The organism is Thalassotalea psychrophila, assembly GCF_031583595.1.
Lineage (GTDB): Bacteria > Pseudomonadota > Gammaproteobacteria > Enterobacterales > Alteromonadaceae > Thalassotalea_A > Thalassotalea_A psychrophila.
Genome location: NZ_CP134145.1, coordinates 4,147,838 through 4,173,859, shown reverse-complemented (window position 1 = coordinate 4,173,859; position 26,022 = coordinate 4,147,838). Strand labels below are relative to the sequence as shown.

Below are 26,022 nucleotides of genomic sequence, written 5' to 3'. Positions count from 1 at the left end.
CGTGATTAAAAAAATAAAAATTGCTAAAGCTTTGAATACATACTTACCTAGTATGTTGTTAACCGTGCTTTTGGTATTTACAACAAATAGTGTGTTGGCAGAAGAAACAACTGTTGATGAAGTGGAGACCGAAGTTAATTGTTTGGGGTGTCATCAAGAAACACAGGAAACGCCTATTCATGCTATTTGGCAAACACCGCATGGAAAGGTATTTGGTAAAAGTAATCAAACTTGTGTTGCTTGCCATGGGCCTAGTTTAGAGCATGGCAAAGTACCAAGAGATAATTCTCCAAGTTTAAGTTTTGGTCCTAAATGGCCAAGTAAATTTAACGAGCAATCTGCTGTGTGCTTAGACTGTCATGAAAAAGGAAACCAATTGATGTGGTTAAGTGGGGTACACAATGATGAAGAATTATCATGCTTGTCATGTCATAACATCCACGACAGAATAGACGATGTTCTAGTTAGATTAGAACAATCAGAAACTTGTTTTACTTGTCATAAATCAGTACAAGCTTCTGCCCATATGCCGTCTAGCCATCCAATTTTAGAAGGTAAAACAACTTGTGTAGATTGCCATAACCCACATGGTAATATTAGTGAACATTCGTTAAATGAACCTACGGTAAATGATACCTGTTTTTCATGCCATGCTGAAAAACGAGGACCATTTTTATTTGAGCATGCACCTGTTGCCGAAGAATGTACTATTTGTCATAAACCACATGGTTCGGTTAATGCCAGTTTATTGAAAGCCCGCGGGCCATTTTTATGTCAACAATGCCATTCAGCAGCATTTCACCCTAGCGTACAGCATGATGGAAGTGGTTTAGCAAATACAGGCCAAGGCTCTGAATTTTTATTAGGAAAAAATTGCTTAAACTGTCACTCTCAAATTCATGGTTCAAATCATCCTTCCGGCTCAAGGTTAACAAGGTAGTATGATATGAACAAAACTGAATGGTGTTCTACTTACTTGCTCGCATTAAGCTTGGTCAGCATTAATAGTTATGCGCAGCAGGAAAGTGAAGAAGAAAACCCATTCGCGTTTTTAGCTGAAGAAAAATATCAACCTAAAGCTCTACCCGAAGAAAATAAACAAGATAACGCTAAAGCAAATGAAAAGGATGAAGATCCATTCGCGTTTCTAGCGGAAGAAAAATATCAACCTAAAGCCCTACCTAAAGAAAGTAAACAAGTTGAAGCTAAAGCGAGTGATGCAGAGGAAGATCCCTTTGCCTTTTTAGCTGAAGAAAAATATCAGCCTAAAATAGTAGTGCAAGAAGTGAATTCACCAGGCTTTGTGCAAGTGGATGTACTTCATGTAACTGATGACACTTTTAGTTTTGGTCGATATAACGGTTTAAGTGAAGAGGGCACGCATGTAAATTTATCTGGCTACTATAGAGATTTTAATACCGCTAATTCATTTATTGATTATTGGCAGGTAGATGCACAAAATCTAGGGTTAGATAACCGTGAATTAAGCTTTAAAATAGGGCAGGTACGAGCTTATAAGGTTGAGTTTAATTTTAATCAAATTCAGCAAGTAAACAATTTTACTGGATTAACACCTTACTCAACTAACCGTGATGGACTAGTTTTACCAAGAGGCTTATTTACCTTACCGAATAGTTGGGTAGCAGCGCAAACCACTGATGGCATGTCAGCATTTAATGTTACGGCAAGCTCATTTGAACAAACCTTAGAACGTGAGCAGCTTAACTTAGAATACTCGCAGTACTTTGGCAAAAATTGGTTTCTAACCTCTGATTTCAGTACTGAAGAGAAAACTGGCATAAAAACGACAGGTGCGGCACTTTATGCAAATGTGCAAAATGGTCACTCGACAATTTTACCGCAAGCTATTGATCAAACAACAAATAAAATGGAACTTTCAATAGCCTATAACCAATCAAGTTATTCAGTAAAAGCTGATTATCTATTTTCTCAGTTTGAAAATGAAAAGTCATCGCTTACTTGGCAAAATCCATATTCATCGTTAATAGGCCCTAATGTTGCTTACCCAGATGGAACTGGTCAAATAGGCGTTGCTCCAGACAATGACTTTCATCAACTTCGGGTATTAGGTCATTATATTCACTCTCCAAAATTACGTTTTTTTGCTGATACTTCTTATTCGTTAGCAAGCCAAGATGATAACTATTTACCGTATACGATAAATAGCCAGCTTGTTGTAGGAGAATTACCGCGCACAAGTTTAGACGGTGAAGTAGTTACTATCACCGCCAAAACATCTGCACTGTATCGTTATTCAAACACTCTCAACTTTAAGGGGCTTTACCGATATAGCGAACGCGACAATCAAAGCCCAAGAGATGCGTATCAAGTTGTTTTTGCAGACACTTGGGCTCCAATTGATGAAAAATTCAGGCACTATAATGCTGCGCATAGTAAAAATTCCAACTATTTTGAATTAACAACTAACTATAGGCTGCCAAGTCGTAGTAAAGCTTCTTTAATTTATGCTTATGAAGAAATTGATCGTTATAACTATGCGGTTAACAGCACGATTGAAAATACCATAAAACTAAAATTAAGAGCGTATTCTGAAAACAATCTGGCGAGTAGGTTTGAAATAGGCTTTAAAGATAGATCTGCATCTTTATACCATTGGGATCGTTCTTATTATTCATTGTTTGACGCTCAGCTGATTAACCAAACACCAGAAAGCCAACGATATACTAATCATCCATTATTGAGCCAACACTATTTGTCAAATCGTGAACAAATGAGTGGCAAAGCTAATTTCAGCTATCCAATAGAAGATCATATTCACGCTAACTTTGATATTAGCTATAAAGAAAATGAATACGATAAATCGACTTTAGGCCTAATTAATGACAAATCATTTTTAAGCTCCTTAAATGGCGTTTGGATTTACTCCAACACAATAAACTTTTCGAGTTATTTAAGTTATGACAGTTATGAGTTTGATCAAACTGGTAGGGAGTTTACTGGTGGTTATGAAAAAAGTGCTTTCGAGCAATATGCACCATTACCACAAGCCAGTGACAGTGCAAGAAATTGGCAGATAAAACCAGAAGACAGCACCATTTCTCTAGGTTTATCGGCACATTGGGATTATTTACCTAAGACTATTGAGATGGACTTTGATTATAGATTAAGTGACTCAACCAGCAAGAACGACAATTTTTCATCAGGTGGAGCTGGCGATTTAACCAATATAGGATTGCCTGATGCGAGCAATAAAGAACATCATTTTGAATTTAATACCTTATATCATTATAAACCCAATATGAGCTTCTCTTTTAGCTACCAGTATTACCGTTTTAGTGGCAAAAATTGGGCATATGATCAGGTAAATCCAAATTCAATTGCGAAAGTTTTAGGTACAGGTCAACGCCCGGCTAATGACCAATTACATGTGTTTCAACTTTCTTTTAAGTATCAAATTGAATAGGGCTTTTGAGGTGAACAATGTTTAGGAAAACTACATTTTTAGTCATGCTCTCTTTGCTAGGAAGTTTAACTCTTTCTGGTTGTGATGGTGACACCGGTGGCGACAGAGCTCAGGGAGTAGAATCAACTCCACCGCCAGCAAGTGGCACACCACCAACTACGCCACCGCCAACACCATTACCACCGCCAAGTAACGGGTTAATTGAATCAGGTGATATTACAGAAGATGATACTATTTCTACAGGGATTACCGGTGTTGTTATTGAGCAAAACTTAACACTAACATTTAATTTAATGGTAAATGGTACTACTCAAATTGTTGACTTGGGTTCGAGTAATGCAGGATTCACCTTAGCCAAATTAGTACCAAACCCAGGTGATTCTCAAGGCCAAAGCTGGACAAGCTATTTTATTAAATCTGAAGATCCTATTTGTCGTTCGCAGGCTGATATGGATGATACCAATAATGCTTGTACTTCCTTTACTGAAGAATCTGATCCAGAGCTAATTGATGACACAGCTAAAAAAGTGCAAAGTGAATTTGCTACCGGTAAATCAGTTTTAACTCAGGCAACTTCAGATAGTAATGGTCAATTTGAAAATAATGGCGATGGCACGTGGAATTATACATTTCCGTTTCAGTTTGCAGACGTAGCAACTCTGACAGAGGTCCACAGAAGCTGTATCCAGTTTAGTTTTAATGCTGATGTTGAAAACATCTGTGTTGACTTTGTACCTGCTGAGGTCGCTTCCGCAACTGATGGTATTAGCGGTACATCTCTGTCTGACACCTTTTATGAGACACATAATGCTCGCCAAATTGTTACTGAAGAAACCTGTAATTCATGCCATGGCCAATTGGCAACCCATGGTGGCGGAAGAACCCGAACAGATTATTGTGTTACCTGTCATAACCCAGATACCAACGACAGTAACAGTGGCAATTCAGTCGACTTTAAACAGCTTGTTCATAAAATTCATTTTGGTCGAAATTTACCAAATGTTGTTGAAGGCAAACCATTTACTATTTGGGGCTATCAAAATAGCGAGCACGATTATTCAACTACCGGTTTTCCACAAAATATAAAAAATTGTGGTAGCTGCCATGCTGGTAACGAAGATATTCTGTTTACCCAAACCCAAATGATCCCAGAGCCATCCGCAAAAATAACTGAAGATGGTCATAGTTGGGTCTCTAACCCCACTAAGCAAGCTTGTAGCTCATGCCATGAAAAATTGTTTGTCGATAACTCAACATTAGATGGGGATCCCTTACCAGGGCCTAACCATCCTGGTTTCTCTGATGAAACTAACTGTACTGGATGCCATGTTGATGATGGTGCTGAAAATCCAAATGACATACAGGCTAATCAAATCCACCGTGATAGTTATACTGAAAAAGCATTAACTTATGCAATGAATATAGAAAGTGTCATTAATACAGGTCCAGGTGAAAGCCCGGTGGTTACGTTCAATGTTACTGAAAATGGTACACCGATAGATATCAAAGATACCGCAATTTTTGATGGTAAAATTAGAGTGGGAGTTGCATGGGATGCTGCCAGTGATTTTGATAATGAAGGGTTGGTGGGATTTGATGCTTTAAATATTGAAATTGATGCCATTGCTGAAAGTATTTTAAAAGCAGGCTCAGATAACAGCTTTGTTTTAGATATGGGGCTAATACCTGAAACGATCCCTGAAGGACAGGATAGTATTGCGGTATTAATGCTTGGTCATGCAAATGGTCCCAATACGACCTTAACTGAATTTGAAGATGTAAGTCCGATCAAGAGTCCTATAGAATTTTTTGCAAGTAGTGAAGCCGCGGTAACGCCAAGAAGAAGTGTGGTGTCTATCGATAAGTGTAATAGTTGTCATAATAGATTTTCAATGGTTGAAAAAGGTCATGTTAACTTCCATGCAGTACCTAGTGGGGAACCTTTAGTTTGCGCATCATGTCATGGTGCCAGCCTTGGTTTTGATGAATATGCAGATTTCAGGTATCTAATTCACGGCGTGCACGCTACAGATATAAGAGAAGAACCATATCGAGGAGAATTTTCTGAAGATATTCATTTTCCTGGTGATATAGCTAATTGTGATAGCTGTCATATAGAAGGTACCACACAATTGCCATTAGCTTTTAATACGCCAATATTTACTGGTATTACAGAACAATATACAACACCTACAGCTGCAACCTGTAGTTCGTGTCATGACTCAGCAGAAGTGCAAACGCATATGATTTCAACCGGTGGTGCAAAATTCAACGAAGGTTATGATTTGGTTCAAAGCACTACAGAGAGTTGTGCATTATGTCATGGCCCGGGTGAAGCGGCCGATGTTGAAATGGTCCATAAACGGTAGGATGGTAGTTAACTATGCAAATGGCTAGATATAAAAAATTATCACTACAGTTTGTTTTTGTATTGCTGTCAGCCTGCATGGCTGTCGCCTGTGGCGGAGACAGTGGTGACAGTTCTGAAATAGATAGCGCTAGCCAAGACTTAACTCAGACAGCTGAGTTAGAAGAAATTACCCCTGGTAACTTTATCACCTCTGCAGCAGTTGATTCAGGCAAGTTAACAGTACAATTTCAACTTTTTAACGCTGACAGTACACCAATTACCACGGTTATCGCCGACGATGTGCAATTTACAGTAGCCAAACTGACGATTGGCGCTGAAGGAAACCTAACTGGCAACTGGCAATCTTATATTAATAAAATAGAACAACCTGGAGTAGGCACAGGCACCGAGCCAAAATTACAGGCAACCACAGAAAAGGCCAGTGTTGGTAGTTTTGTTAACTTTAATAATGGCGTCTATCAATACACATTTAGTCAGCCGCTCGAAACAAGTAACCAAACCATTCTCCAGCAAGCTGAAATTCAAGGATTAAATTTAAGTTACCAAGAAAGTTTTACCCATAGAGTCGGATTACAAATAGCCAATTTAGACGAACCAGTAAATGTCACCTTTGATTGGGAGCCTAGCTCAGGAAAAACTCAATACGATGGTATTTTCAGCCAACACATTGTTGCAACAGAAAACTGTAATGCTTGTCACGGGCAATTGGCCATGCATGGTGGCGGACGTGTAGAAGTTGATTATTGCGTAACTTGCCATAACCCAGGCAGCACAGATGCTAATAGCGGTAATACGGTGAACTTTAAAAACATGATCCATAAAATTCATCGTGGTAAAGACCTACCTTCAGTACAAGCAGGCGGTAGTTACCAAATTTATGGCTATCAAGATTCATTGCATGATTATAGTGGGGTTAGTTTTCCAAACGATATTCTTGAGTGTGGTCAATGCCATGCTGGCGGCGCTACGGCAATAGCCGGAGTGACTGTAACATCTAGTGGAGATAACTGGCGAGAAGTAGTTACTATGCAAGCTTGTGGCTCATGTCATGATGAACTCAAGTTTGATGAGCACATGGGTGGACAAGTCGATAATACTAATTGTAGAAGTTGTCATCAAAATTCTGCTATTGCGGGCTCTATTGAAGATAAACACAAAAATTTGGTTACGGAAGCTAAATCTCAATTTGTTGCAACTATCTTAAGTATTACTCAAACCGCTCCGGGTGAGTTTCCTCTAATACAGTTCAACATAAGCAACCCAGAAGATAATGATGCTTTATATGATATTTTAAATGACGAAGAGTTTACCAATGCTAATAGCTCATTAACGATTGATATCGCCTGGTCGACAACCGATTATACTAATACCGGTAATCAAGGTGATAATGCCAGTGCTGTACAAGTAAATGCGTTAACAGAGGCCGTAGCTGTAGGAGATGGTAGTTTTAGCGTACTGTCTAGTATTGCGATGCCAGATGGTAGCTTAGCACCTTCTATTGCCACTACAGGAAGCGGTGGAGTAAATATTGAAGGTCATCCAGCTGTTAATTTTGGCGACGCTAACAATCCTGATTTTCAGCAAGTACCACTAACTAACGTGGTGAGCTATTTTGCGATAGATGATTCAACACCAATTCCTCGTAGAAAGGTTGTAGATATAACAAATTGTTTTGGCTGTCATAGTGAACTTTCTATGCATGGTGGTAACCGTAACGATAATTTAGAAGCTTGTGTTATGTGTCATAACCCACGAAATACCGATAAACGGGTAAGATCAGTCGCCGCGAATCCTCCTACTGATGGCAAAGCTGAAGAATCGATAGATTTTAAAACTATGATCCATGGTATTCATGGTTCGAATAAACGCGAAAAACCATTACAAATTGTTGGCTACCAAGGTTTTACTACTCACGTTTATGATGGTGTCTTCCCTGCCGAGGTTGGTGATTGTACCTTGTGTCATAGCGAAGGTACTTACACCTTACCACTTACTGAAGGTGTTTTAGGTACAACGTCTAATACTGGCGCCGATATAGCAAATCCAAATGATGATACAGTTACTTCACCAACTGCCGCAGTATGTAGTTCATGCCATGATAGTGATTTAGTAAAAGGGCATATTGAATCAAATGGTGGCAGTTTCTCAACCACACAAAGTGATATTGATGAAGGAATCGTGTTAGAGCAATGCCAATTTTGTCATGGTCCAGGTGCGCCACAGGATATTTCAGAAATGCATCCTATTAGCCAATAACTAATACCCTTTATCAAGATAGTAAATATCTATGCACAATACGCCGGAGGAGATCCCGTCCAAAAACATGACGGGAAAACGGTGTATACTTTCTAATTCGGCATATGTTACGCAATATTTCTCTATTTATTCTCTGTCAAATTTCAGGCAACAAACCCTCCTTTATCGCCATCCATGGCACAGGAGGATAAATACTTCCATGTACAAAAAAGGCCGCTAATGCGACCTTTTATAAGAATTAAATAATTATATAACTAATTATTTTTTCTTAGCAGCTTCACGCTCTTTAACTTCAGCGATTACTGTTTCAGCTACGTTATTTGGACATGCATTGTAATGGCTAAATTCCATAGAGAATTGACCACGACCTGATGTCATTGTACGTAGAGAACCGATGTAACCGAACATTTCAGAAAGAGGAACTTCAGCTTTAATACGAACACCAGAAACGCCAGCGTCTTGACCAGAGATCATGCCACGACGACGGTTTAAATCACCAATAACATCACCAACGTGGTCATCAGGCGTAAACACATCAACTTTCATGATAGGTTCGATTAACTGTGCGCCAGCTTTAGGTATTGATTGACGGAAAGCGCCTTTAGCAGCGATTTCAAATGCAACAGCAGATGAATCGACAGCATGGAAGCCACCATCGAATAATTCAACTTCAACGTCTAATACAGGGAAACCAGCTAGAACACCAGTATCCATCATTGACTTGAAACCTTTCTCAACAGCTGGGAAGAATTCCTTAGGAACGTTACCGCCAACAACAGTAGATGTAAATGTGAAACCTGAGTTAGGCTCGCCTGGCTTGATGCGGTAATCAATCTTACCAAACTGACCAGAACCACCAGATTGCTTCTTATGCGTGTAAGAATCTTCAATTTCTTGAGTGATAGTTTCACGGTAAGCAACTTGAGGTTTACCAACAGCTAATTCAACACCGTAGGTACGCTTAAGGATATCTACTTTGATATCTAAGTGAAGTTCACCCATACCAGATAAGATTGTTTCACCTGAATCTTCGTCAGTTTCAACTTTAAACGTAGGATCTTCAGCTACCATTTTACCGATAGCAATACCCATTTTCTCAGTTGAACCTTTATCTTTTGGTGCTACTGAGATTGAAATTACAGGCTTAGGGAATACCATAGCTTCTAGGATGATTGGGTCTTTAGGATCACATAATGTGTGACCTGTCTGAACGTTACTTTTCATACCAACAATCGCGATGATATCACCAGCTTGTGCTGAAGTAAGTTCGTTACGGTCATCTGCTTGCATTTCACACATACGGCCAACACGCTCAGTTTTTCCTGTTGCAGCATTAAGAATTGTATCGCCTTTCTTAAGAACACCAGAATAAACACGTACGAAAGTTAATGTACCAAAACGGTCATCAGTGATTTTGAATGCTAACGCTTTGAATGTTTCATCTGGAGAAACGATTGCGTATTCACCAGTAGCCTCACCTTCTTCATCAGTAAGTGGTTGTGGATTAACATCTGTAGGAGACGGCAAATAATCAACAACGGCATCAAGCAATAATTGCATACCTTTGTTCTTGAAAGCAGAACCACAGTATGTCGGGAAGAACATAATTTCGCGAGTACCTTTACGAATACATGCTTTGATTTGCTCTTCAGTAGGTGTCATTTCACCTTCTAAGTAATCCATCAACATATCTTCATCAGCTTCTAAAGCTGTTTCAATTAGTTGCTCACGGTATACAGCAGCATCGTCAACCATATTGGCAGGGATGTCTTTTACTTCGTAGTTTTCTGGCTGACCTGAATCATCCCAGTAGTATGCTTTTTGAGTTAATACGTCTACAACACCAACGAAATCGTCTTCTTCACCAATTGGCAAAGTCATAATAAGTGGGTTAGCACCTAATACGTTTTTAACTTGATCAGTTACACGGTAAAAATCAGCACCTAAACGGTCTAATTTGTTTACGAAGATCAAACGAGCTACTTTAGAGTCGTTTGCGTAACGCCAGTTTGTTTCTGATTGTGGTTCAACACCACCTGAACCACAGAAAACACCGATGCCGCCATCTAGTACTTTTAATGAACGGTAAACTTCTACTGTAAAGTCAACGTGACCAGGGGTGTCGATTACGTTAAAGCGATGTTTTTTCCACTCACATGTAACAGCAGCAGATTGGATAGTAATACCGCGCTCAGCTTCTTGTTCCATAAAGTCAGTTGTTGACTCACCATCATGTACTTCACCAATTTTATGGATCATACCTGTTAGTTTTAATATACGTTCAGTTGTTGTGGTTTTACCAGCATCAACGTGAGCGAAAATACCAATGTTTCTGTATTTTGATAAATCTGCCATTGTATTACTCTGTTTAATTGAAATTATGTTAAAAAATTTTGCGCGGATTATACATCAACTAAGCAAAACTAACATCATAATTTGATAAAAATTAATCAACTTAGTTGTATATTTTTGTAAATTAATACCTTTAGGCGCCTAAAATCAGTGTTTTTGCAATTATTTTAGTTATTTTTGCTCTATAAAAGCATAAAGTTTAGACAATATAGAGAGAGTTTGCTAAATTGTGCCACTGAAAAAGACTCTCTGTATAATTGTTGGTCAATTTTTGATTGTTCAACTAGAATTTATTGAGAATCGAATACATATATATAGTAGTAAACAAAAAAGATTGGGTTGCCGCCCAGTTGTATATAACTTTAAGGTATTAGAACAATGGCTAAAGAAAAATTTGAACGTAATAAACCGCACGTTAACGTTGGTACAATCGGTCACGTCGATCACGGTAAAACAACATTAACTGCTGCAATCTCAGCTGTACTTACTAAAGTACACGGTGGTGAAGTTAAAGATTTCGCACAAATCGATAACGCTCCAGAAGAACGTGAGCGTGGTATTACAATCAATACTTCTCACATTGAGTACGATACAGAATCACGTCACTATGCACACGTAGATTGTCCTGGTCACGCCGATTATGTTAAAAACATGATCACAGGTGCTGCCCAAATGGATGGCGCTATCTTAGTAGTTGCTGCTACAGATGGTCCTATGCCACAAACACGTGAGCACATCTTATTATCTCGCCAAGTTGGTGTTCCATTCATTATTGTTTTCATGAACAAATGTGACATGGTAGATGACGAAGAGTTATTAGAATTAGTAGAAATGGAAGTTCGTGAACTTCTTTCAGAATACGATTTCCCAGGTGATGACTTACCAGTAATCCAAGGTTCTGCATTAGGCGCACTTCAAGGTGAAGCTAAATGGGAAGAGAAAGTTGTTGAACTAGCTGACGCACTTGATTCTTACATTCCAGAGCCAGAGCGTGCTATCGATGGTGATTTCATTCTTCCAATCGAAGATGTTTTCTCAATCCAAGGCCGTGGTACAGTTGTAACAGGTCGTGTTGAACGTGGTATCGTAAAAGTTGGTGACGAAGTTGCTATCGTAGGTATCAAAGACACTACTCTTACTACTTGTACTGGTGTTGAAATGTTCCGTAAGCTTCTTGACGAAGGTCGTGCTGGCGAGAACTGTGGTGTATTATTACGTGGTACTAAGCGTGAAGACGTACAACGTGGCCAAGTATTATGTAAGCCTGGTTCAGTTAACCCACACACTAAATTCGAATCAGAAGTATACGTGTTAAGTAAAGATGAAGGTGGTCGTCATACTCCATTCTTCAAAGGATACCGTCCACAGTTTTACTTCCGTACAACAGATATCACAGGTGCTGTAGAGCTTCCTGCTGGTGTTGAAATGGTAATGCCTGGCGACAACCTTAAGTTTGTTGTTGAGCTAATCAACCCAATCGCGATGGAAGAAGGTTTACGCTTCGCTATCCGTGAAGGTGGCCGTACAGTTGGTGCTGGTGTTGTTTCTAAAATCATCGACTAGTCGATAATTTTAAAACACACTAAAAAAGGTCGCTAACGCGGCCTTTTTTATTGGGTCAAATATAGAAACGAGAAACGAAAAGTTATTGTTTCTTGGCACACTGTGAATTTAGGAGGTCCTGGATGTCGCTTGAGCTCCTCCAGAATGACGTCATACTCTTTCTCAGTATATTTGAGTATTCGCGTTACTAATTAACTTACGCCGTCATTCCACCGTGCTTTTGGGTGGAACCCCCATGCTTGACAGCGAGCTTACAAAAACATGACGTCATACTTTTTCTAAATATAGTTGAGTAACCGCGTTACTAATTAACTTACGCCGTCATTCCACCGTGCTTTTGGGTGGAACCCCCATATTTGACAGCGAGCTTACAAAAACATGACGTCATACTTTTTCTAAATATAGTTGAGTATCGCGTTACTAATTAACTTACGCCGTCATTCCACCGTGCTTTTGGGTGGAACCTCCATATTTGACAGCGAGCTTACAAAAAATCCATGTAACCGACACTTGTTAGAATATCCCCATTTTCCTAAATTTAGTTCAGGTTCTTAGTTTTAAGCATATTTATATACTCATTTTATTTTTTCAATTTATTAATCCTATACTTACCTTTATTATAAAATTTTTTAGGATTCAAAATGGACCATCAAAAACTAATAGAACAACTCACTGCTCTTGTCATGGAGTTCGGCCCCAAAATAGTTGCCGCTATTTTCGTTTGGATCATTGGTGCATGGATCATAAAAGCTCTTATTTTGGGCTTAGGCAAAGTATTAGAGAAAGGCAACGTTGATCAATCTCTAAAACCTTTTGTTAAAGGCTTATGCTCAACACTTTTAAAAGTGTTGCTAGCTATAACAGTGCTAGGCATGATTGGCATTGAAATGACTTCTTTTATCGCAATATTAGGTGCCGCAGGTTTGGCTGTAGGTATGGCATTATCGGGGACATTGCAAAATTTTGCTGGTGGCGTGATGATCTTAGTTTTCAAACCTTTCAAAATTGGCGACGTAATTGATGGTCAGGGCTACGTAGGTAAGGTCTCTGAAATTCAAATTTTTAATACTATATTAAAAACACCGGATAATAAGACAATTATTATCCCCAATGGTGGTTTAGCTACAGGCTCGATGATTAATTATTCAACTGAAAGTCAACGTCGTGTCGATTGGACAATTGGCATGGGGTATGGTGATGATGTGGATAAAGCTAAAGCGATAATTAAAAGTATGTGCGATAACGATGTACGTATTTTAAAAGACCCTGAAGTTTTTATAGCCGTTTCTGCTTTAGCTGATAGTTCAGTTAATTTTGCTGTTCGTGCTTGGGTAAATGCTGAAGATTATTGGGATGTATTTTTTGATATGAATGAAAATACCTATAAAACCTTTAATAAAGAAGGTATTAATATACCTTATCCGCAAATGGATGTGCATATGCATAAAATTGATTAGAGACTTTAGGTTGGCTATCATTCTAAACACTCACTTTAAACTTTTTTAGGGAAGCTCGGTGAGAAAATCTTCATTAATGCTATCAGTACTATTTGAACTTTGTTGTTCTTAAAGAATCGAATTACATAATTGCAGCTTAAGGAATCATTATGCGAAAAAGAAATTATCTATGCACAGCGATGTTAGTAAGTTTAAGTCTTGTTGCTTGTGCAAATGATCAGCCTCAAGAAAAACCGACAACAAAAAAAGAAGCATTACCAATGAAACATCATACTCCTCCACCGCCTAGTGAATTAAGCAAAGCACCAATGCAAGGGCAATGGTATGTAGGCACATTAAAGTTTTACAACCTTGAAGGTGGATTTTTTGGCTTTATTGGTGACAATGGTGAGCGTTTTTTACCACTCAATTTAGATAAAAAGTATCAGCAAAACGGCGCCATAATAAAAATTTTTGGTAAAGTCGATAACGATATAATGACCATTCAACAATGGGGACAGCCATTTAGAGTCGAACAAGTTGAAGTTATTAAAGCGGGTAAAAAATCTACGACAAACCCTGAAGATATTTAACACCAACATATACCAATTCCATTAATTATGTGATCTACTTTTTAGTGAGGTAAAAGGGATAAATACAAGGCATAAAATTTTATAAGTAGTTATTCTCGGCTTTGGCATCCTGCGTCGCTCTACCTACAGCATCCATGCTTTTGTACTTGAAGATTTTATAACGCAGTAGTTATTCATTTTAACCAGTAAAAATGAGCAGATAATTAATGGACTTGGTATTAGTATACTAAATGCTATTCGCTACAAACAAAGCTTTGCTGCAAAACATTTAATTGCACAGAACCTTTAAATAGCACGACTTGATAAATTCTGTCGTAAACAGACTCATCAAAACTACCTAATGGCTGGTTTGCTAATAAACCAGCTAAAACAGCAGTAGTGTTACTATGACCAACCACTACTGCATTTTCTTGCTTATGTATTAATTGAGTTGCGACTTGTTGTAGATCTTTCGGATTATATGACTCAACCTCCAAACTTTTCAATGTTGCAATTGGCTTAGCCGTTTGCATAGTTCGCTTGAAGTTAGTGCTATAGAGCTTATCTAAATTAATAAGCTCTAATTGTTTTGCAATAGATTCAGCTCTATTATGTCCGCATGATGTTAACTCAGGATCTTTTACGTTTAGTTGTTTCTCTGCATGCCTAACTAAATAAATAGTAAAGCCTTCACCTATTTGTTTTGTTTCTGCAGAATATGCAAAAACAGAATTCAAACTTATAGAAAATAAAATTAACGTAAATCTAAGCATGTTTTTAAGCATATTGTGCTCTCAATAAATCCCAGTTTTTATAACACTGGTTTAGGTTCTGTTTCAGCTCTTTGTAGTGCTGAACTAAGCTAGAACGTTCAACATCTTCCGAAAGTTTATTACTTTTTTGGGCAATAAGCTTTTTCTTTGTTTCGTAATACAAGGTCATTTGCTCTATCAGCAAGTCGTATTCATGTTGTAATTTAGTAATTAACTCTTCAGCATGAATAGAATGCTGCAATTTATTTTGACTGTTAACTAATTGCATATGAGCTTTTGCTTTAGCGATTTTATCTTCAGGTGTTTTTCTTAAGCTATGCGCTAAATTCAAATAATTACACCCCTTGATAATCCATTTCGTCGGATCAAAATGAAACCAGCGTATGCCATTGCGGTAATCATTTTCGAAGATGTGATGAAAATTATGGTAACCCTCGCCAAATGTGAAAAATGCTAATATGCCGTTATCGCGAGCAGTATTTTTTTTGGTATAGGTTTGTTTTCCCCATATATGGGCAAGAGAGTTAATAAAGAATGTAGTGTGATGGCTAAGTACTAATCGCATAACACCAATAAGTAACACACTCGACCAAATATCACCATGTAAAAAACCCAGACCAATAGGTATGCCAAAATTAGTAATGATGGTGAGCAATAAATAGTTCTTGTGCTGCCACATTACAATTTTCTCTTTTTGTAAGTCCCTAACATTATCGTAATTATTATACGTTTCGCGATGGTAGTCTCTTAACATCCAGCCAATATGTGAAAACCAGAAGCCTTTCTTTGCCGAATATGGGTCAATGTCATTATTGTCTACGTGCTTATGATGCACTCGGTGATCAGAGCTCCAATGCAAAATACTATTTTGTAGTGCAAATGCGCCGCCAATTGCATAGATAAACCTTACCGATGCATGGGCTTTATATGTACGATGTGACCATAAACGATGATAGCCGGCAGTTATAGAAAGACCACAAAAACAAAAACAAGTTATTGCTGCTATTATTTCGAAACTATCAAATCCGTGGGTAATAGCTCTATAAGGAACGGCGACGGCGGCAATAAGGAAAGTGGCTAAGAAAACTAGGATGTTTATCCATAGCAAACGAGGCTTGGTCATTAAAATCTCTTCTATATAATAATTTGAGCGTACAAGTGTACACCATTTTAACTTTTGTTTTGAATGAGTCAAGTACCAGTTTTAAAAGTTGTGGTATCATTTACCATAATAAATTTTAATCTCATTAGAAATCAGCAAACTATGTCTGGAATTAGAGCGCAACAAAAAGAGAAAACTCGTCGGTTATTAATCGATGCCGCGTTAAATCAATTAAGCGCTGATCGCAGTTTCTCAAATTTAAGCTTACGGGAGGTCGCTAAAGAGGCAGGTCTTGCAGCAACATCTTTTTATCGCCATTTCAATGATATGGATGAATTGGGTTTAACCTTAGTTGATGAGTCAGGTTTAACCTTAAGACAATTAATGCGTCAAGCCAGACAGCGAATTGAAAAGGGCGGTTCGGTGATACAAATTTCAGTAAAAACCTTTATGGAATTTATTGAATCAAATGGCAATGAGTTTAGATTATTACTGCGTGAACGCTCTGGTACATCTCCAGAGTTTCGGGCTGCTGTAAGTCGAGAGATAAGATACTTCACTATGGAACTCTGTGATTATTTGCAAAAGGCGAATAAATTAGATGCCGAAACTAGTTATCTGCAAGCTAATGCTGCAGTTACTATTGTATTCAGCACTGGAGCTGAAGCGTTAGATGCCAGCGATGAAGAAAAAGCTGATTTGGCTGAACGAATGATCAAACAATTAAGAATTATTGCTCGCGGTGCAATAGATTTAAGCTCAAGAGCGACAAGCCCCAAAAGCTAGGGCTTGGCTAGTACTCTTAATTTACTTGCGGCTCAAGATCACACCACACTCAATATGGTCGGTGTAAGGGAATTGGTCGAACAAAGCAAATTGATCAACTTTATGAGTTTTACAAAGAATTTCTAAATTGTCATGTAGTGTTTGCGGGTTACATGAAATATAAATAATTTTTTCAAACCGTGATACCAGTTCGCAAGAAGCATCATCCATTCCAGCCCTAGGTGGATCAACCAATACGGTATCGTAACTATATTTACTTAAGTCAAAACCTTGTAACCGGCGAAATTCTCGTTCACCATTCATCGCCTGACTAAATTCTTCACTCGACATTCTAATAATGTCTAAGTTTTCGATATTATTAGCAGTAATATTAAGTTGGGCTGAATACACTGAGCTTTTTGAGATCTCTGTGGCCAAGACCTTTTCAAAATTTGGCGCTAAGGCGATACTAAAATTACCGTTACCACAATAAAGTTCAACCAAATCACCCTTTGAGTTTTCAGTTGCATCGCTAGCCCAGGTAAGCATTTTTTCGTTCACACCACCGTTAGGTTGGGTGAAACTGTTCTCTACTTGTTGGTACTGTAATTTTTTACCCTTTACCGTTAGTACTTCGGTAACATACTCTTTACCTAATACTATTTTTAACTTGCGAGCTCGGCCAATAAGGTTAATTGGTGCTGTTGTTGAAAGGGTTGTTTTTAATATTTGTGCTTGCTCGTGCCATTCTTCATCTAACTGTTTGTGATACAGCAGGCTAATTAATAGTTCTCCACTTAGCGTTGAGAGAAAATCAACTTGGAATAACTTACGACGTAATACCTCATTATTTCTAATGTTGTCTAAAAGGGCCTTCATTGCATCATTGATAATTTGACTAGCAACAGGAAAATTATCAACACGGTATTTTTCGCGAGTTTCTTTATTAAACATGATGTAATAAAGATCTTCACCTTCATGCCACACCCTAAATTCGGCGCGTAATCGGTAATTTAAAGGCTCAGAAGTAAATATTTCTGCCTCTGGTACCGAAAACGGAGCAAACATAGCCGACATCGCTGTTTTTTTCTGATCAAGTTGATCTTGATAGTTGTCTGGGTGTATGTGACTGAACATGTTAAAAAGTGCCTTTCAATCGTATTTAAATATTAGAGCGCAGAGTTTAGCGATAGTTATTCTTTTGTCTAGTAAATCATAGTTAATTTTAAGCTTGTCAGCTAAAAATCATTAAGAATCGTGCATATTTGTCAATATGTGCCATAGTTTTTGTTAATTTAATGGTTAATAAAATAAAAAAAATGAAAGATTTAATCTCTGTTCGTAACATTGCAATGTTCTCAATACCTTCCTTTATTGGTGTGATGTTTTTTATGTTTCCGATAGAGTATTTAGGAGAAACAAGTATACCTGTAGCCGTCGTTGCAAAGATTTTACAGAAATTTGCAGCAAGTTTTATTATAGAAATGGTTTGTGGGATCATATTTATCAGTACATTGCTCAGCATCGTTTGTAGTGTTTTTCGTCCTGCAAGTATCCACCCATCATCATTTTTTGGCAGTTTATTTTACGTAACCCCCGTATGGCTAATTATTCGCTGCTTAGGGGCTGCCTTTGCCGCGCTTGTTTATTTACAATTAGGCTCTGAAATGATTTGGAGCAAAAATACAGGCGGCTTGTTATTACATGATTTAATGCCGATTTTATTCTCAGTATTTATTTTTGCCGGCTTATTATTACCATTACTGTTAAATTTTGGTTTACTAGAGTTTATTGGCACACTATTTAGCAAAGTAATGCGACCTTTATTTAATTTACCTGGCCGTTCAGCAATTGATTGTACGACCTCTTGGTTAGGCGATGGCACGGTAGGGGTGTTACTTACCAGTAAACAATATGAACAAAAAATATATACGCAACGAGAAGCTGCTGTTGTTGGTACAACCTTTTCTGCCGTGTCGATCACATTCAGTTTAATTGTTATCGCCGAGGTTGGCTTAGTGCATATGTTTGTGCCATTTTATGCTGCTGTTTGCCTTGCCGGATTTGTTGCCGCGCTTATTGTGCCGCGCTTGCCACCACTAAGTTTGAAAAAACAGTTATACATTGATGGTACACAACCTGATCCTGATGCTCATAAAATTCCTGATGATGAAAACATATTTAGTCATGGTTTTAAGCTAGCTTTACAACGTTCGGCAGAGATAAAAAGTTTATCCAATGTATTAGTTCATGGCATTCAAAATGCGTTAGAAATGTTATTTGTGGTGATCCCAGTCGTAATGGGAATAGGTACCATTGCTTTAGTTTGCGCAGAGTACACGCCGGTATTTGATTATTTAGGTATGCCGTTCGTTCCATATTTGGAATTATTGCAAGTTCCTGAAGCTGCCATAGCAGCAAAGTCTGTAGTCATTGGTTTCGCTGATATGTTCTTACCCGCTATTTTAATTGCTGGAGTAGAGTCGGAGTTTACTCGTTTTGTTGTTGCCGCTTTATCTATAACGCAATTAATTTACCTTTCAGAAGTAGGCGCTATGTTATTGGGTACTAAAATCCCAGTTAACATCTTGGATTTATTTGTTATTTTTATTTTAAGAACCATAGTGACTCTTCCGGTAATCGTTGCTGTTGCACATTTTGTTTATCCTTAGCGAGTAGCTTGATTCAGTTATTTTCAAACAAGTGTTTACATTGGATTAATAATTTGTGTTAATAGGATATTATTAATACTGGTAAGACCTCAGGTTTCGCATGACAACAACTACAATAAACGCTAAAAATCCTTATCCTCATTTACTCTCACCTCTAGATTTGGGGTTTACTCAATTAAGCAACCGAGTACTAATGGGCTCAATGCATACAGGCTTGGAAGAAGAAAAAAATGGTTTTGCCAAACTTGCAGCATTTTACGAAGCGAGAGCCAAAGGTGGAGTGGGCTTAATTGTCACCGGTGGTATCAGTCCTAACTTTCGTGGCAGAGTTTCTCCTTTTGGCGGAGAACTGAGTAAGTGGTGGCATGTTAAAAAGCATAAAGCCGTCACTCAAGCCGTTCATAAATATCCAACAAAGATTTGTCTGCAACTTCTTCATACTGGCCGCTATGGTTTTCATCCATTTTCAGTATCGGCAAGCAATATAAAAGCGCCAATTAATCCATTTAAACCTAAACAATTGTCGGAAAGACAAATCTGGAAAACCATCAAGGACTTCGCTAAATCATCAAAACTTGCCCAAGATGCCGGCTATGACGGTGTTGAAATTATGGGTTCTGAGGGTTATTTAATTAATCAATTTAGTTGTAAGCGTACCAATCATCGCACCGATGCTTGGGGCGGAAATATTGAAAATCGTATGCGTTTAGGTGTTGAAGCAGTGAAGGCAACTCGTGAGCGGGTTGGTGAGAAGTTTATTATTATTTTCCGTTTGTCGATGCTCGATTTAGTTGAAGGTGGTAATACTTGGGAAGAAGTTATTACTATGGCGAAGGCGATTGAAGCCGCTGGCGCAACTATTATTAATACAGGTATTGGTTGGCATGAAGCTCGAGTGCCAACAATTGCAACCAGTGTTCCAAGAGGTGCATTTACTTGGATAACAGAGCGCATGATGGGTGAGGTTAAAATTCCTTTAGTGTCAACTAACCGTATTAATACCCCAGAAGTTGCTGAACAAGTACTTGCTTCTGGTCAATCTGATATGGTTTCTATGGCCAGACCATTTTTAGCGGATGCCGATTTTGTTAACAAAGCGGCAGAAAATAAAGCAGACGAGATAAATACCTGTATTGGTTGTAATCAAGCTTGTTTGGATCATGTATTTAAACAGCAGCGTGCATCGTGTTTAGTAAACCCACAAGCATGTTATGAAACTGAATTAACGTTTGATAAAACCAAGCAGTCAAAGTCTATCGCTGTTATTGGCGCTGGACCCGCAGGATTAGCATTTAGTTGTTATGCTGCTGAGCGTGGTCATAAAGTTGAGTTATTTGATGCCGCAAGTGAAATTGGCGGTCAATTTAACTTTGCTAAACAAATCCCTGGTAAAGAAGAATTCTTTGAGACGTTACGTTATTTTACAAAACAACTTGAACTATTAAAGGTCAAGGTCACTCTTAATAGCCACCAAAGTGCTGAATCATTAACTGAAAAAGGTTTTGACGATATTGTTGTAGCAACAGGTATATCACCGCGTACACCGCCTATTGAAGGTATTGATAACCCTATGGTGCTTAGTTACCTTGATGTATTACGCGACCGAAAACCTGTAGGTAAGCGTGTAGCAATTATTGGCGCGGGTGGTATTGGTTTTGATGTTGCAGAATTTTTGGCCGAAGAAGATTCATTAACCAATAAGCCGCAAGAATGGCTGAAAGAATGGGGTATAGATAAATCATACCAACAGGGCGGGGCGTTAATAGCCGACCATACTCACACTAAAACAGAGCGTGAAATTCATTTAATGCAACGTAAAACCAGCAAAGTTGGAGCCGGTTTAGGAAAAACTACCGGTTGGATACATAGAAGTACATTGAAAAACCAGGGGGTTAATATGATCCCTGGGGTTGAATATTCTAAAATCGATGGTAATAAATTGTTTTTTATTGTTAATGGCAAGGAGCAAAAAATTGAGCTTGATAACATTATTGTCTGTGCAGGCCAAACTCCTAACCGAACACTTTATGAACAATTAATTGATCGAAATCAAAGCACACATTTAATTGGTGGTGCAGATGTTGCTGCCGAACTTGATGCAAAACGAGCGATACGACAAGGTGCCGAATTAGCTGCTCGTATCTAATATCCCCATGTTAATTGCAAGGAGTTTTCCTAACTCCTTGCAATTAAACAGAAAAAATCTCTTTCTAATAACAAAAAACTACAGTTTTATTTGTTAATAAAATTTTAATTTCGAAAATTTGAACTACTATAAAATTAGTGAATTTACTTAATTTATATACTTAAATGCAATAAGTTATAACTTATAGTTATATGTGAGTGGCTTTATTGATAACATCTGATTGCCCTTTCGAACATTTGCTTTGCTTTGTTACTGATATATTAATCGAGTTAAAAAATAATTTAGAGTTCGCAGGAGATAATAATGCGCTTCAAAGTTTTAGGTGCTTCAGCACTAATGATGTTAATGATTACAGGTTGCGGTGAGCAACAAAAAGCTGCTCCAGCTGCAGCACCAGCCCCACAGGTTGGCGTACAAGTAATTAAACCAGAAAGTTTAACAATTTCAGAACGCTATGCTGGTAAAACAGCTGCACTGTCAAAAGTGTCAGTTGTTCCGCAAGTTTCTGGTGTTATCACTAAAGTTCACATCAAAGAAGGTCAAGAAATTAAACGTGGCCAAATCATGTTTGAAATCGATTCACAACCATTTGAAGCAGAAGTTCTTCGTCAACAATCAAACTTAAAGCAAGCTGAAGCTGGTCTGGCATTGGCTGAAGTTAAGTATGAAATGTCGAAAAGCTTAGCTGGCAGTAATGCGATGAGCAAGTTAGATGCAGAACAAATCAAAGTAAATCGTGATGTAGCTGAGGCCGCACTTGCTGCAGCAAAAGCATCACTAGTACAAGCACAATTATCTCTTCATAAAAGTAAAGTACCAGCGCCAATTGATGGTGTAGTTGGTATTACTAAATTTGGCATTGGTGATTTGGTTGGCACTGCGCATGGAGCAATTGTTGATATAGTAGCTAATGGCCAAATTGAAGTGTATACCCAAATTGGTGAAAATGAACATTTTAAATCTGTAGCTAAAAAACTGAAAAATCAGCAAATTATTCCTGATACTATAGAATTAGAGCTGGCTGATGGTTCAATGTACAACCATACCGGCACCATTAACTTTATCGGAAGTGAAGTTAGCGCAGGAACTGTAACGTATCGTGTTTTATTCTCTAATCCAGACGGCCTATTACTTGGTGGTCAAAATGTAACTCTAGTTGCGACAGCTGGCAAAGCGAAAAATTTCCATTACATTCCACAAATGGCGGTTATGGAAGATCAATTAGGCAGATTTATCTACGTAGTAGGTAAAGATAATATCGTAGAAAAACGAATTATTAAATTAGGTAAGCGCTACGGTGTTAACTGGATTGTTGAAGATGGTTTGCAAGATGGTGAGAAAGTTATTGTTTCTGGCATCTTAAAAGCAAAAGTTGGTCAAGCCGTAACTCCAGTAGAAGAATAAGGGGTTAGCTCATGATTGAATTTTTCATAAATCGTCCCAAATTTGCAATAGTATTATCTATCGTAATGACGTTGACCGGTATATTGACCATGCTGAAAATGCCTGTGTCGTTATACCCAACAGTAACACCGCCTACTATTATGATCACAGCTACCTTCCCTGGTGCCGATCATAACACTATTCGTGATACCGTTGCCTCTGTATTAGAGCAAGATATCAACGGTGTTGAGAACATGATTTATATGGATACTAAATCAGCTAATGATGGTACCTATATTGGACGCGTTACATTCGCTATTGGTACAGATCCTGACCGTGCACAATCGCTAGTACAAAACCGAGTGAATAAGGCTTTGCCTAAATTACCTGGTATCGTAAAGCAACTTGGTGTGACGGTGCAAAAATCATCTCCATCAATGCTAGTTTCTGTAAGTTTATATTCACCGAATAATACTTACGATGACGTATTTTTATCAAATTACATGACATTAAACATTCTGGATCAATTGTTACGAGTAAACGGTGTTGGTGAGCTGAAAATGCTTGGTCAAAAAGATTACTCGTTACGTATTTGGATTGATAATGAAAAAATGGCAGGTTTTGGTATTACCGATACTGAAGTAAGCAATGCCGTTGCTGCACAAAACGCGACAATTTCTGCTGGTAAAATTGGTGAATCACCAAACCCAGAAGGGACAACATTTCAATATACTATCAAGACTAAAGGTCGTTTGAAAAACATTGAAGAGTTTGAGGATATAGTTGTCCGTGTTTTGCCTGATGGCAGTGATATTCGCTTAAAAGATATTGCTCGTATTGAGTTAGGTTCAAAGGCCTATAATGCGCAAGCAAGTTGGAGTGATAAACCTTCTCCTCTGTTAATTGCTTATCAAGCACCTGGTGCTAATGCCATTGTTGTGGCCAATGAAGTAAAAGCAAAAATGCAAGAAATTTCAAAAGCATTCCCTGAAGATATTGAATACGATATTGCCTTTGACTCAACTACTTTTATATCAGCTTCGATGAATGAGGTTTACAAAACGTTATTTGAAGCGCTAATACTTGTAGCAATCATTACTTTTATGTTCTTGCAAAACTGGCGTGCTACGATTATTCCATTAATCGCTATACCAGTATCTCTTGTCGCTACATTCTTAGTATTTAAAATGATGAATATTGACATTAATACCATTTCGATGTTCGGGTTGATTTTGGCTATTGGTATTGTAGTTGATGCCGCTATCGTGGTGATAGAAAACGTTGAGCGATTAATGCATGAAGAGCATTTACCGGCAAAAGAAGCTACATCTAAGGCGATGAAAGAAGTTACCGCACCGCTAATCGCATCAGCATTGGTATTAATGGCGGTATTTGTACCTGTATCACTAGCACCGGGTATGGTTGGTATCCTTTATGCACAATTTGGTGTGGCAATTGTAGCCTCAACGGTTCTATCAACAGTTGTTGCACTAACATTAACACCAGCACTGTGTGCTACTTTAATGCAGGTAAAACCGCTTGCCACTAAAGGCCCATTAGGTTGGTTCAACCGTTTTGTTGATGTTACGCGTGAAAAATATGGTTGGCTAGTAGATTTCCTTGGTCGTCGTTTAATGCTGACTATGGTTATTTTTGTCGCGCTACTTGCTTATATTGGCTATTTAGGTAAAACCATGCCGACCGGTTTTATTCCTGAAGAAGATAAAGGTAACTTTATCGTTGATGTGTCTTTGCCTGAAGCGGCAACATTAGAACGTACTATCGAACAAGTTAATCAAATGACTCGTGAAATAGAAGCTATCCCGGGTGTTGCCCGTGTTGTTTCGGCATCAGGCTTTAGTATGCTTAAAGGTGCCTTGGCAACGAATTCCGCAATGCTTATTGTTTCTTTAGATGATTGGTCTTTACGTAAAACACCCGAACTATCGCTAGTATCTGTGCTTGGCCAAACTCGTGGTTTACTTGCAGCAAATAAAGAAATTAAAGGCTTAGCAATTACCACTCCTGCAATTCCAGGTATGGGTACATCATCTGGTTTGAGCATTGTTTTACAAGATACCATGGGACGTTCAACAGAGTCACTTGCGCCGGTATTGCAAAAGTTCTCGATGGACTTGATGGCTCGCCCTGAAATTGCTTTTGCATTTTCTACCTATACAGCTAATGTTCCACAGCTGTACTTAGATATTGATTATGAATTAGCAATGAAACTGGGGGTTCAGCCAACAGCAATTAACTCAACTTTGTCGACTATGTTTGGTAAAAAATACGTTAACGACTTCACCAAATTTGGTAAAAACTATCAGGTTAATATTATGTCTGATGGCCAATTTAGAGATGATGAGTCGGATCTAAATACTTTATATGTTGCGAGTGGCACTGGCGAGTTGATTAAATTCTCGTCGTTTGCTGAATTTAAACCTGCTATTGGTGCAGATGTTTCAGCCCGTTATAACTTATATAATTCAACGCAACTTATGGCAGCAGCAGCGCCTGGCTATTCATCTGGTGACGCGATCAAAGCTGTACAAGAAGTAGCGAAAACATTACCTGATGGATATACGACTGACTGGACTGGGCAAACGTATCAAGAAGTTGAAACTGGTGGCGGTATCATTTTCCTATTCGCACTGGCTATTTTATTTACATACTTGTTCTTAGTTGCACAGTATGAATCTTGGATGACACCATTTGCTATCATTCTATGTGTTCCAACAGCATTATTCGGTGCGTTATTCTTGGTAAGTATGATGGGTGGAACCTTAAATATTTATACTCAAATTGGTTTAGTCTTGATGATAGGTATGGCTGCTCGTAACGCGATATTGATTGTTGAATTTGCTAAGGTATTACGTGAAGATAAAGGCTTAACTATTTTAGAATCAGGTATTCAAGCAGCTAAATTACGTATGCGAGCGGTTGCGATGACAGCATTTGCCTTTATTTTAGGCGTTGTGCCACTGATGATCGCATCAGGTGCAGGTGCCGCGTCTCGTAACGTAATGGGACAGACGGTATTTGGCGGTATGTTGTCAGCAACTATCATCGGTTGTATCTTCGTTCCTATCTTCTTTATTATGTTCCAAAGATTGCGAGAACACTTTGGCTCAAAAACTCAGATAGCATCAATTGCTGATGCAGCACGAGATGGTAAAGAATAACATT

At 38.3% G+C, this 26,022-nt stretch carries 16 protein-coding genes; 12 read left to right on the top strand and 4 right to left on the bottom strand.

Annotated features, from left to right (window positions below; genetic code table 11):
* The first annotated feature begins 1 nt into the window (after nucleotide 1).
* Genes RGQ13_RS17400 through RGQ13_RS17385 form a run of 4 tightly spaced genes read left to right on the top strand, consistent with a single transcriptional unit; the run spans nucleotide 2 to nucleotide 8,072 of the window.
* The gene (locus tag RGQ13_RS17400) at nucleotides 2-940 is read left to right on the top strand and encodes a DmsE family decaheme c-type cytochrome (protein WP_348390999.1); all 939 of its coding nucleotides are present in this window, start codon (nucleotides 2-4) and stop codon (nucleotides 938-940) included.
* Between the two features lie 6 nt (nucleotides 941-946).
* On the top strand, nucleotides 947-3,445 hold the full coding sequence (locus RGQ13_RS17395) for an MtrB/PioB family decaheme-associated outer membrane protein (RefSeq protein WP_348390998.1): 2,499 nt from the start codon (nucleotides 947-949) through the stop codon (nucleotides 3,443-3,445).
* A gap of 17 nt (nucleotides 3,446-3,462) precedes the next feature.
* Entirely contained in the window at nucleotides 3,463-5,814 is a 2,352-nt protein-coding gene (locus tag RGQ13_RS17390; RefSeq protein ID WP_348390997.1) for an OmcA/MtrC family decaheme c-type cytochrome, read from the top strand.
* A gap of 14 nt (nucleotides 5,815-5,828) precedes the next feature.
* Nucleotides 5,829-8,072, top strand: a complete 2,244-nt coding sequence (locus tag RGQ13_RS17385) for an OmcA/MtrC family decaheme c-type cytochrome (RefSeq protein ID WP_348390996.1) — start codon at nucleotides 5,829-5,831, stop codon at nucleotides 8,070-8,072.
* 258 nt (nucleotides 8,073-8,330) lie between these two features.
* Here RGQ13_RS17385 and fusA read toward each other — a convergent pair whose 3' ends face one another.
* The gene (gene fusA / locus RGQ13_RS17380; RefSeq protein WP_348390995.1) at nucleotides 8,331-10,427 is read right to left on the bottom strand and encodes an elongation factor G; all 2,097 of its coding nucleotides are present in this window, start codon (nucleotides 10,425-10,427) and stop codon (nucleotides 8,331-8,333) included.
* 375 nt (nucleotides 10,428-10,802) lie between these two features.
* Between fusA and tuf the strand changes: the two genes are divergently transcribed.
* From tuf to RGQ13_RS17365, 3 genes are all read left to right on the top strand, one after another.
* The gene (gene tuf, locus RGQ13_RS17375) at nucleotides 10,803-11,987 is read left to right on the top strand and encodes an elongation factor Tu (RefSeq protein ID WP_348390994.1); all 1,185 of its coding nucleotides are present in this window, start codon (nucleotides 10,803-10,805) and stop codon (nucleotides 11,985-11,987) included.
* A 641-nt stretch (nucleotides 11,988-12,628) separates the two neighbouring features.
* Nucleotides 12,629-13,444: a mechanosensitive ion channel family protein gene (locus RGQ13_RS17370; protein WP_348390993.1), complete on the top strand. Its 816-nt coding sequence runs from the start codon at nucleotides 12,629-12,631 to the stop codon at nucleotides 13,442-13,444.
* Between the two features lie 149 nt (nucleotides 13,445-13,593).
* Nucleotides 13,594-14,016: a hypothetical protein gene (locus RGQ13_RS17365; RefSeq protein WP_348390992.1), complete on the top strand. Its 423-nt coding sequence runs from the start codon at nucleotides 13,594-13,596 to the stop codon at nucleotides 14,014-14,016.
* Nucleotides 14,017-14,249: 233 nt separating this feature from the next.
* Here the strand turns inward: RGQ13_RS17365 and RGQ13_RS17360 are convergent, their stop codons facing one another.
* Together RGQ13_RS17360 and RGQ13_RS17355 are read right to left on the bottom strand one after the other, a co-directional pair.
* Nucleotides 14,250-14,780: a phosphoglycerate mutase family protein gene (locus tag RGQ13_RS17360; RefSeq protein WP_348390991.1), complete on the bottom strand. Its 531-nt coding sequence runs from the start codon at nucleotides 14,778-14,780 to the stop codon at nucleotides 14,250-14,252.
* The gene (locus RGQ13_RS17355; protein WP_348390990.1) at nucleotides 14,773-15,891 is read right to left on the bottom strand and encodes a fatty acid desaturase; all 1,119 of its coding nucleotides are present in this window, start codon (nucleotides 15,889-15,891) and stop codon (nucleotides 14,773-14,775) included. Before RGQ13_RS17355 ends, RGQ13_RS17360 begins: the two co-directional genes overlap by 8 nt.
* A gap of 141 nt (nucleotides 15,892-16,032) precedes the next feature.
* On the opposite strand from RGQ13_RS17355, the gene fabR reads away from it, so the two are divergent.
* A complete protein-coding gene (fabR, locus tag RGQ13_RS17350; protein ID WP_348390989.1) occupies nucleotides 16,033-16,656 on the top strand; it encodes an HTH-type transcriptional repressor FabR in 624 nt (207 codons plus the stop codon).
* 21 nt (nucleotides 16,657-16,677) lie between these two features.
* Here fabR and trmA read toward each other — a convergent pair whose 3' ends face one another.
* Nucleotides 16,678-17,772: a tRNA (uridine(54)-C5)-methyltransferase TrmA gene (gene trmA / locus RGQ13_RS17345; protein WP_348390988.1), complete on the bottom strand. Its 1,095-nt coding sequence runs from the start codon at nucleotides 17,770-17,772 to the stop codon at nucleotides 16,678-16,680.
* Nucleotides 17,773-17,954: 182 nt separating this feature from the next.
* Between trmA and RGQ13_RS17340 the strand changes: the two genes are divergently transcribed.
* The 4 genes from RGQ13_RS17340 to RGQ13_RS17325 all read left to right on the top strand — a co-directional run bounded on the left by RGQ13_RS17340 (nucleotide 17,955) and on the right by RGQ13_RS17325 (nucleotide 26,018).
* On the top strand, nucleotides 17,955-19,307 hold the full coding sequence (locus RGQ13_RS17340; RefSeq protein ID WP_348390987.1) for a YjiH family protein: 1,353 nt from the start codon (nucleotides 17,955-17,957) through the stop codon (nucleotides 19,305-19,307).
* A gap of 100 nt (nucleotides 19,308-19,407) precedes the next feature.
* Nucleotides 19,408-21,453: an NADPH-dependent 2,4-dienoyl-CoA reductase gene (locus RGQ13_RS17335; protein ID WP_348390986.1), complete on the top strand. Its 2,046-nt coding sequence runs from the start codon at nucleotides 19,408-19,410 to the stop codon at nucleotides 21,451-21,453.
* Nucleotides 21,454-21,756: 303 nt separating this feature from the next.
* Nucleotides 21,757-22,857, top strand: a complete 1,101-nt coding sequence (locus RGQ13_RS17330; RefSeq protein WP_348390985.1) for an efflux RND transporter periplasmic adaptor subunit — start codon at nucleotides 21,757-21,759, stop codon at nucleotides 22,855-22,857.
* A gap of 11 nt (nucleotides 22,858-22,868) precedes the next feature.
* Nucleotides 22,869-26,018: an efflux RND transporter permease subunit gene (locus RGQ13_RS17325; RefSeq protein WP_348390984.1), complete on the top strand. Its 3,150-nt coding sequence runs from the start codon at nucleotides 22,869-22,871 to the stop codon at nucleotides 26,016-26,018.
* Nucleotides 26,019-26,022 lie beyond the last annotated feature (4 nt).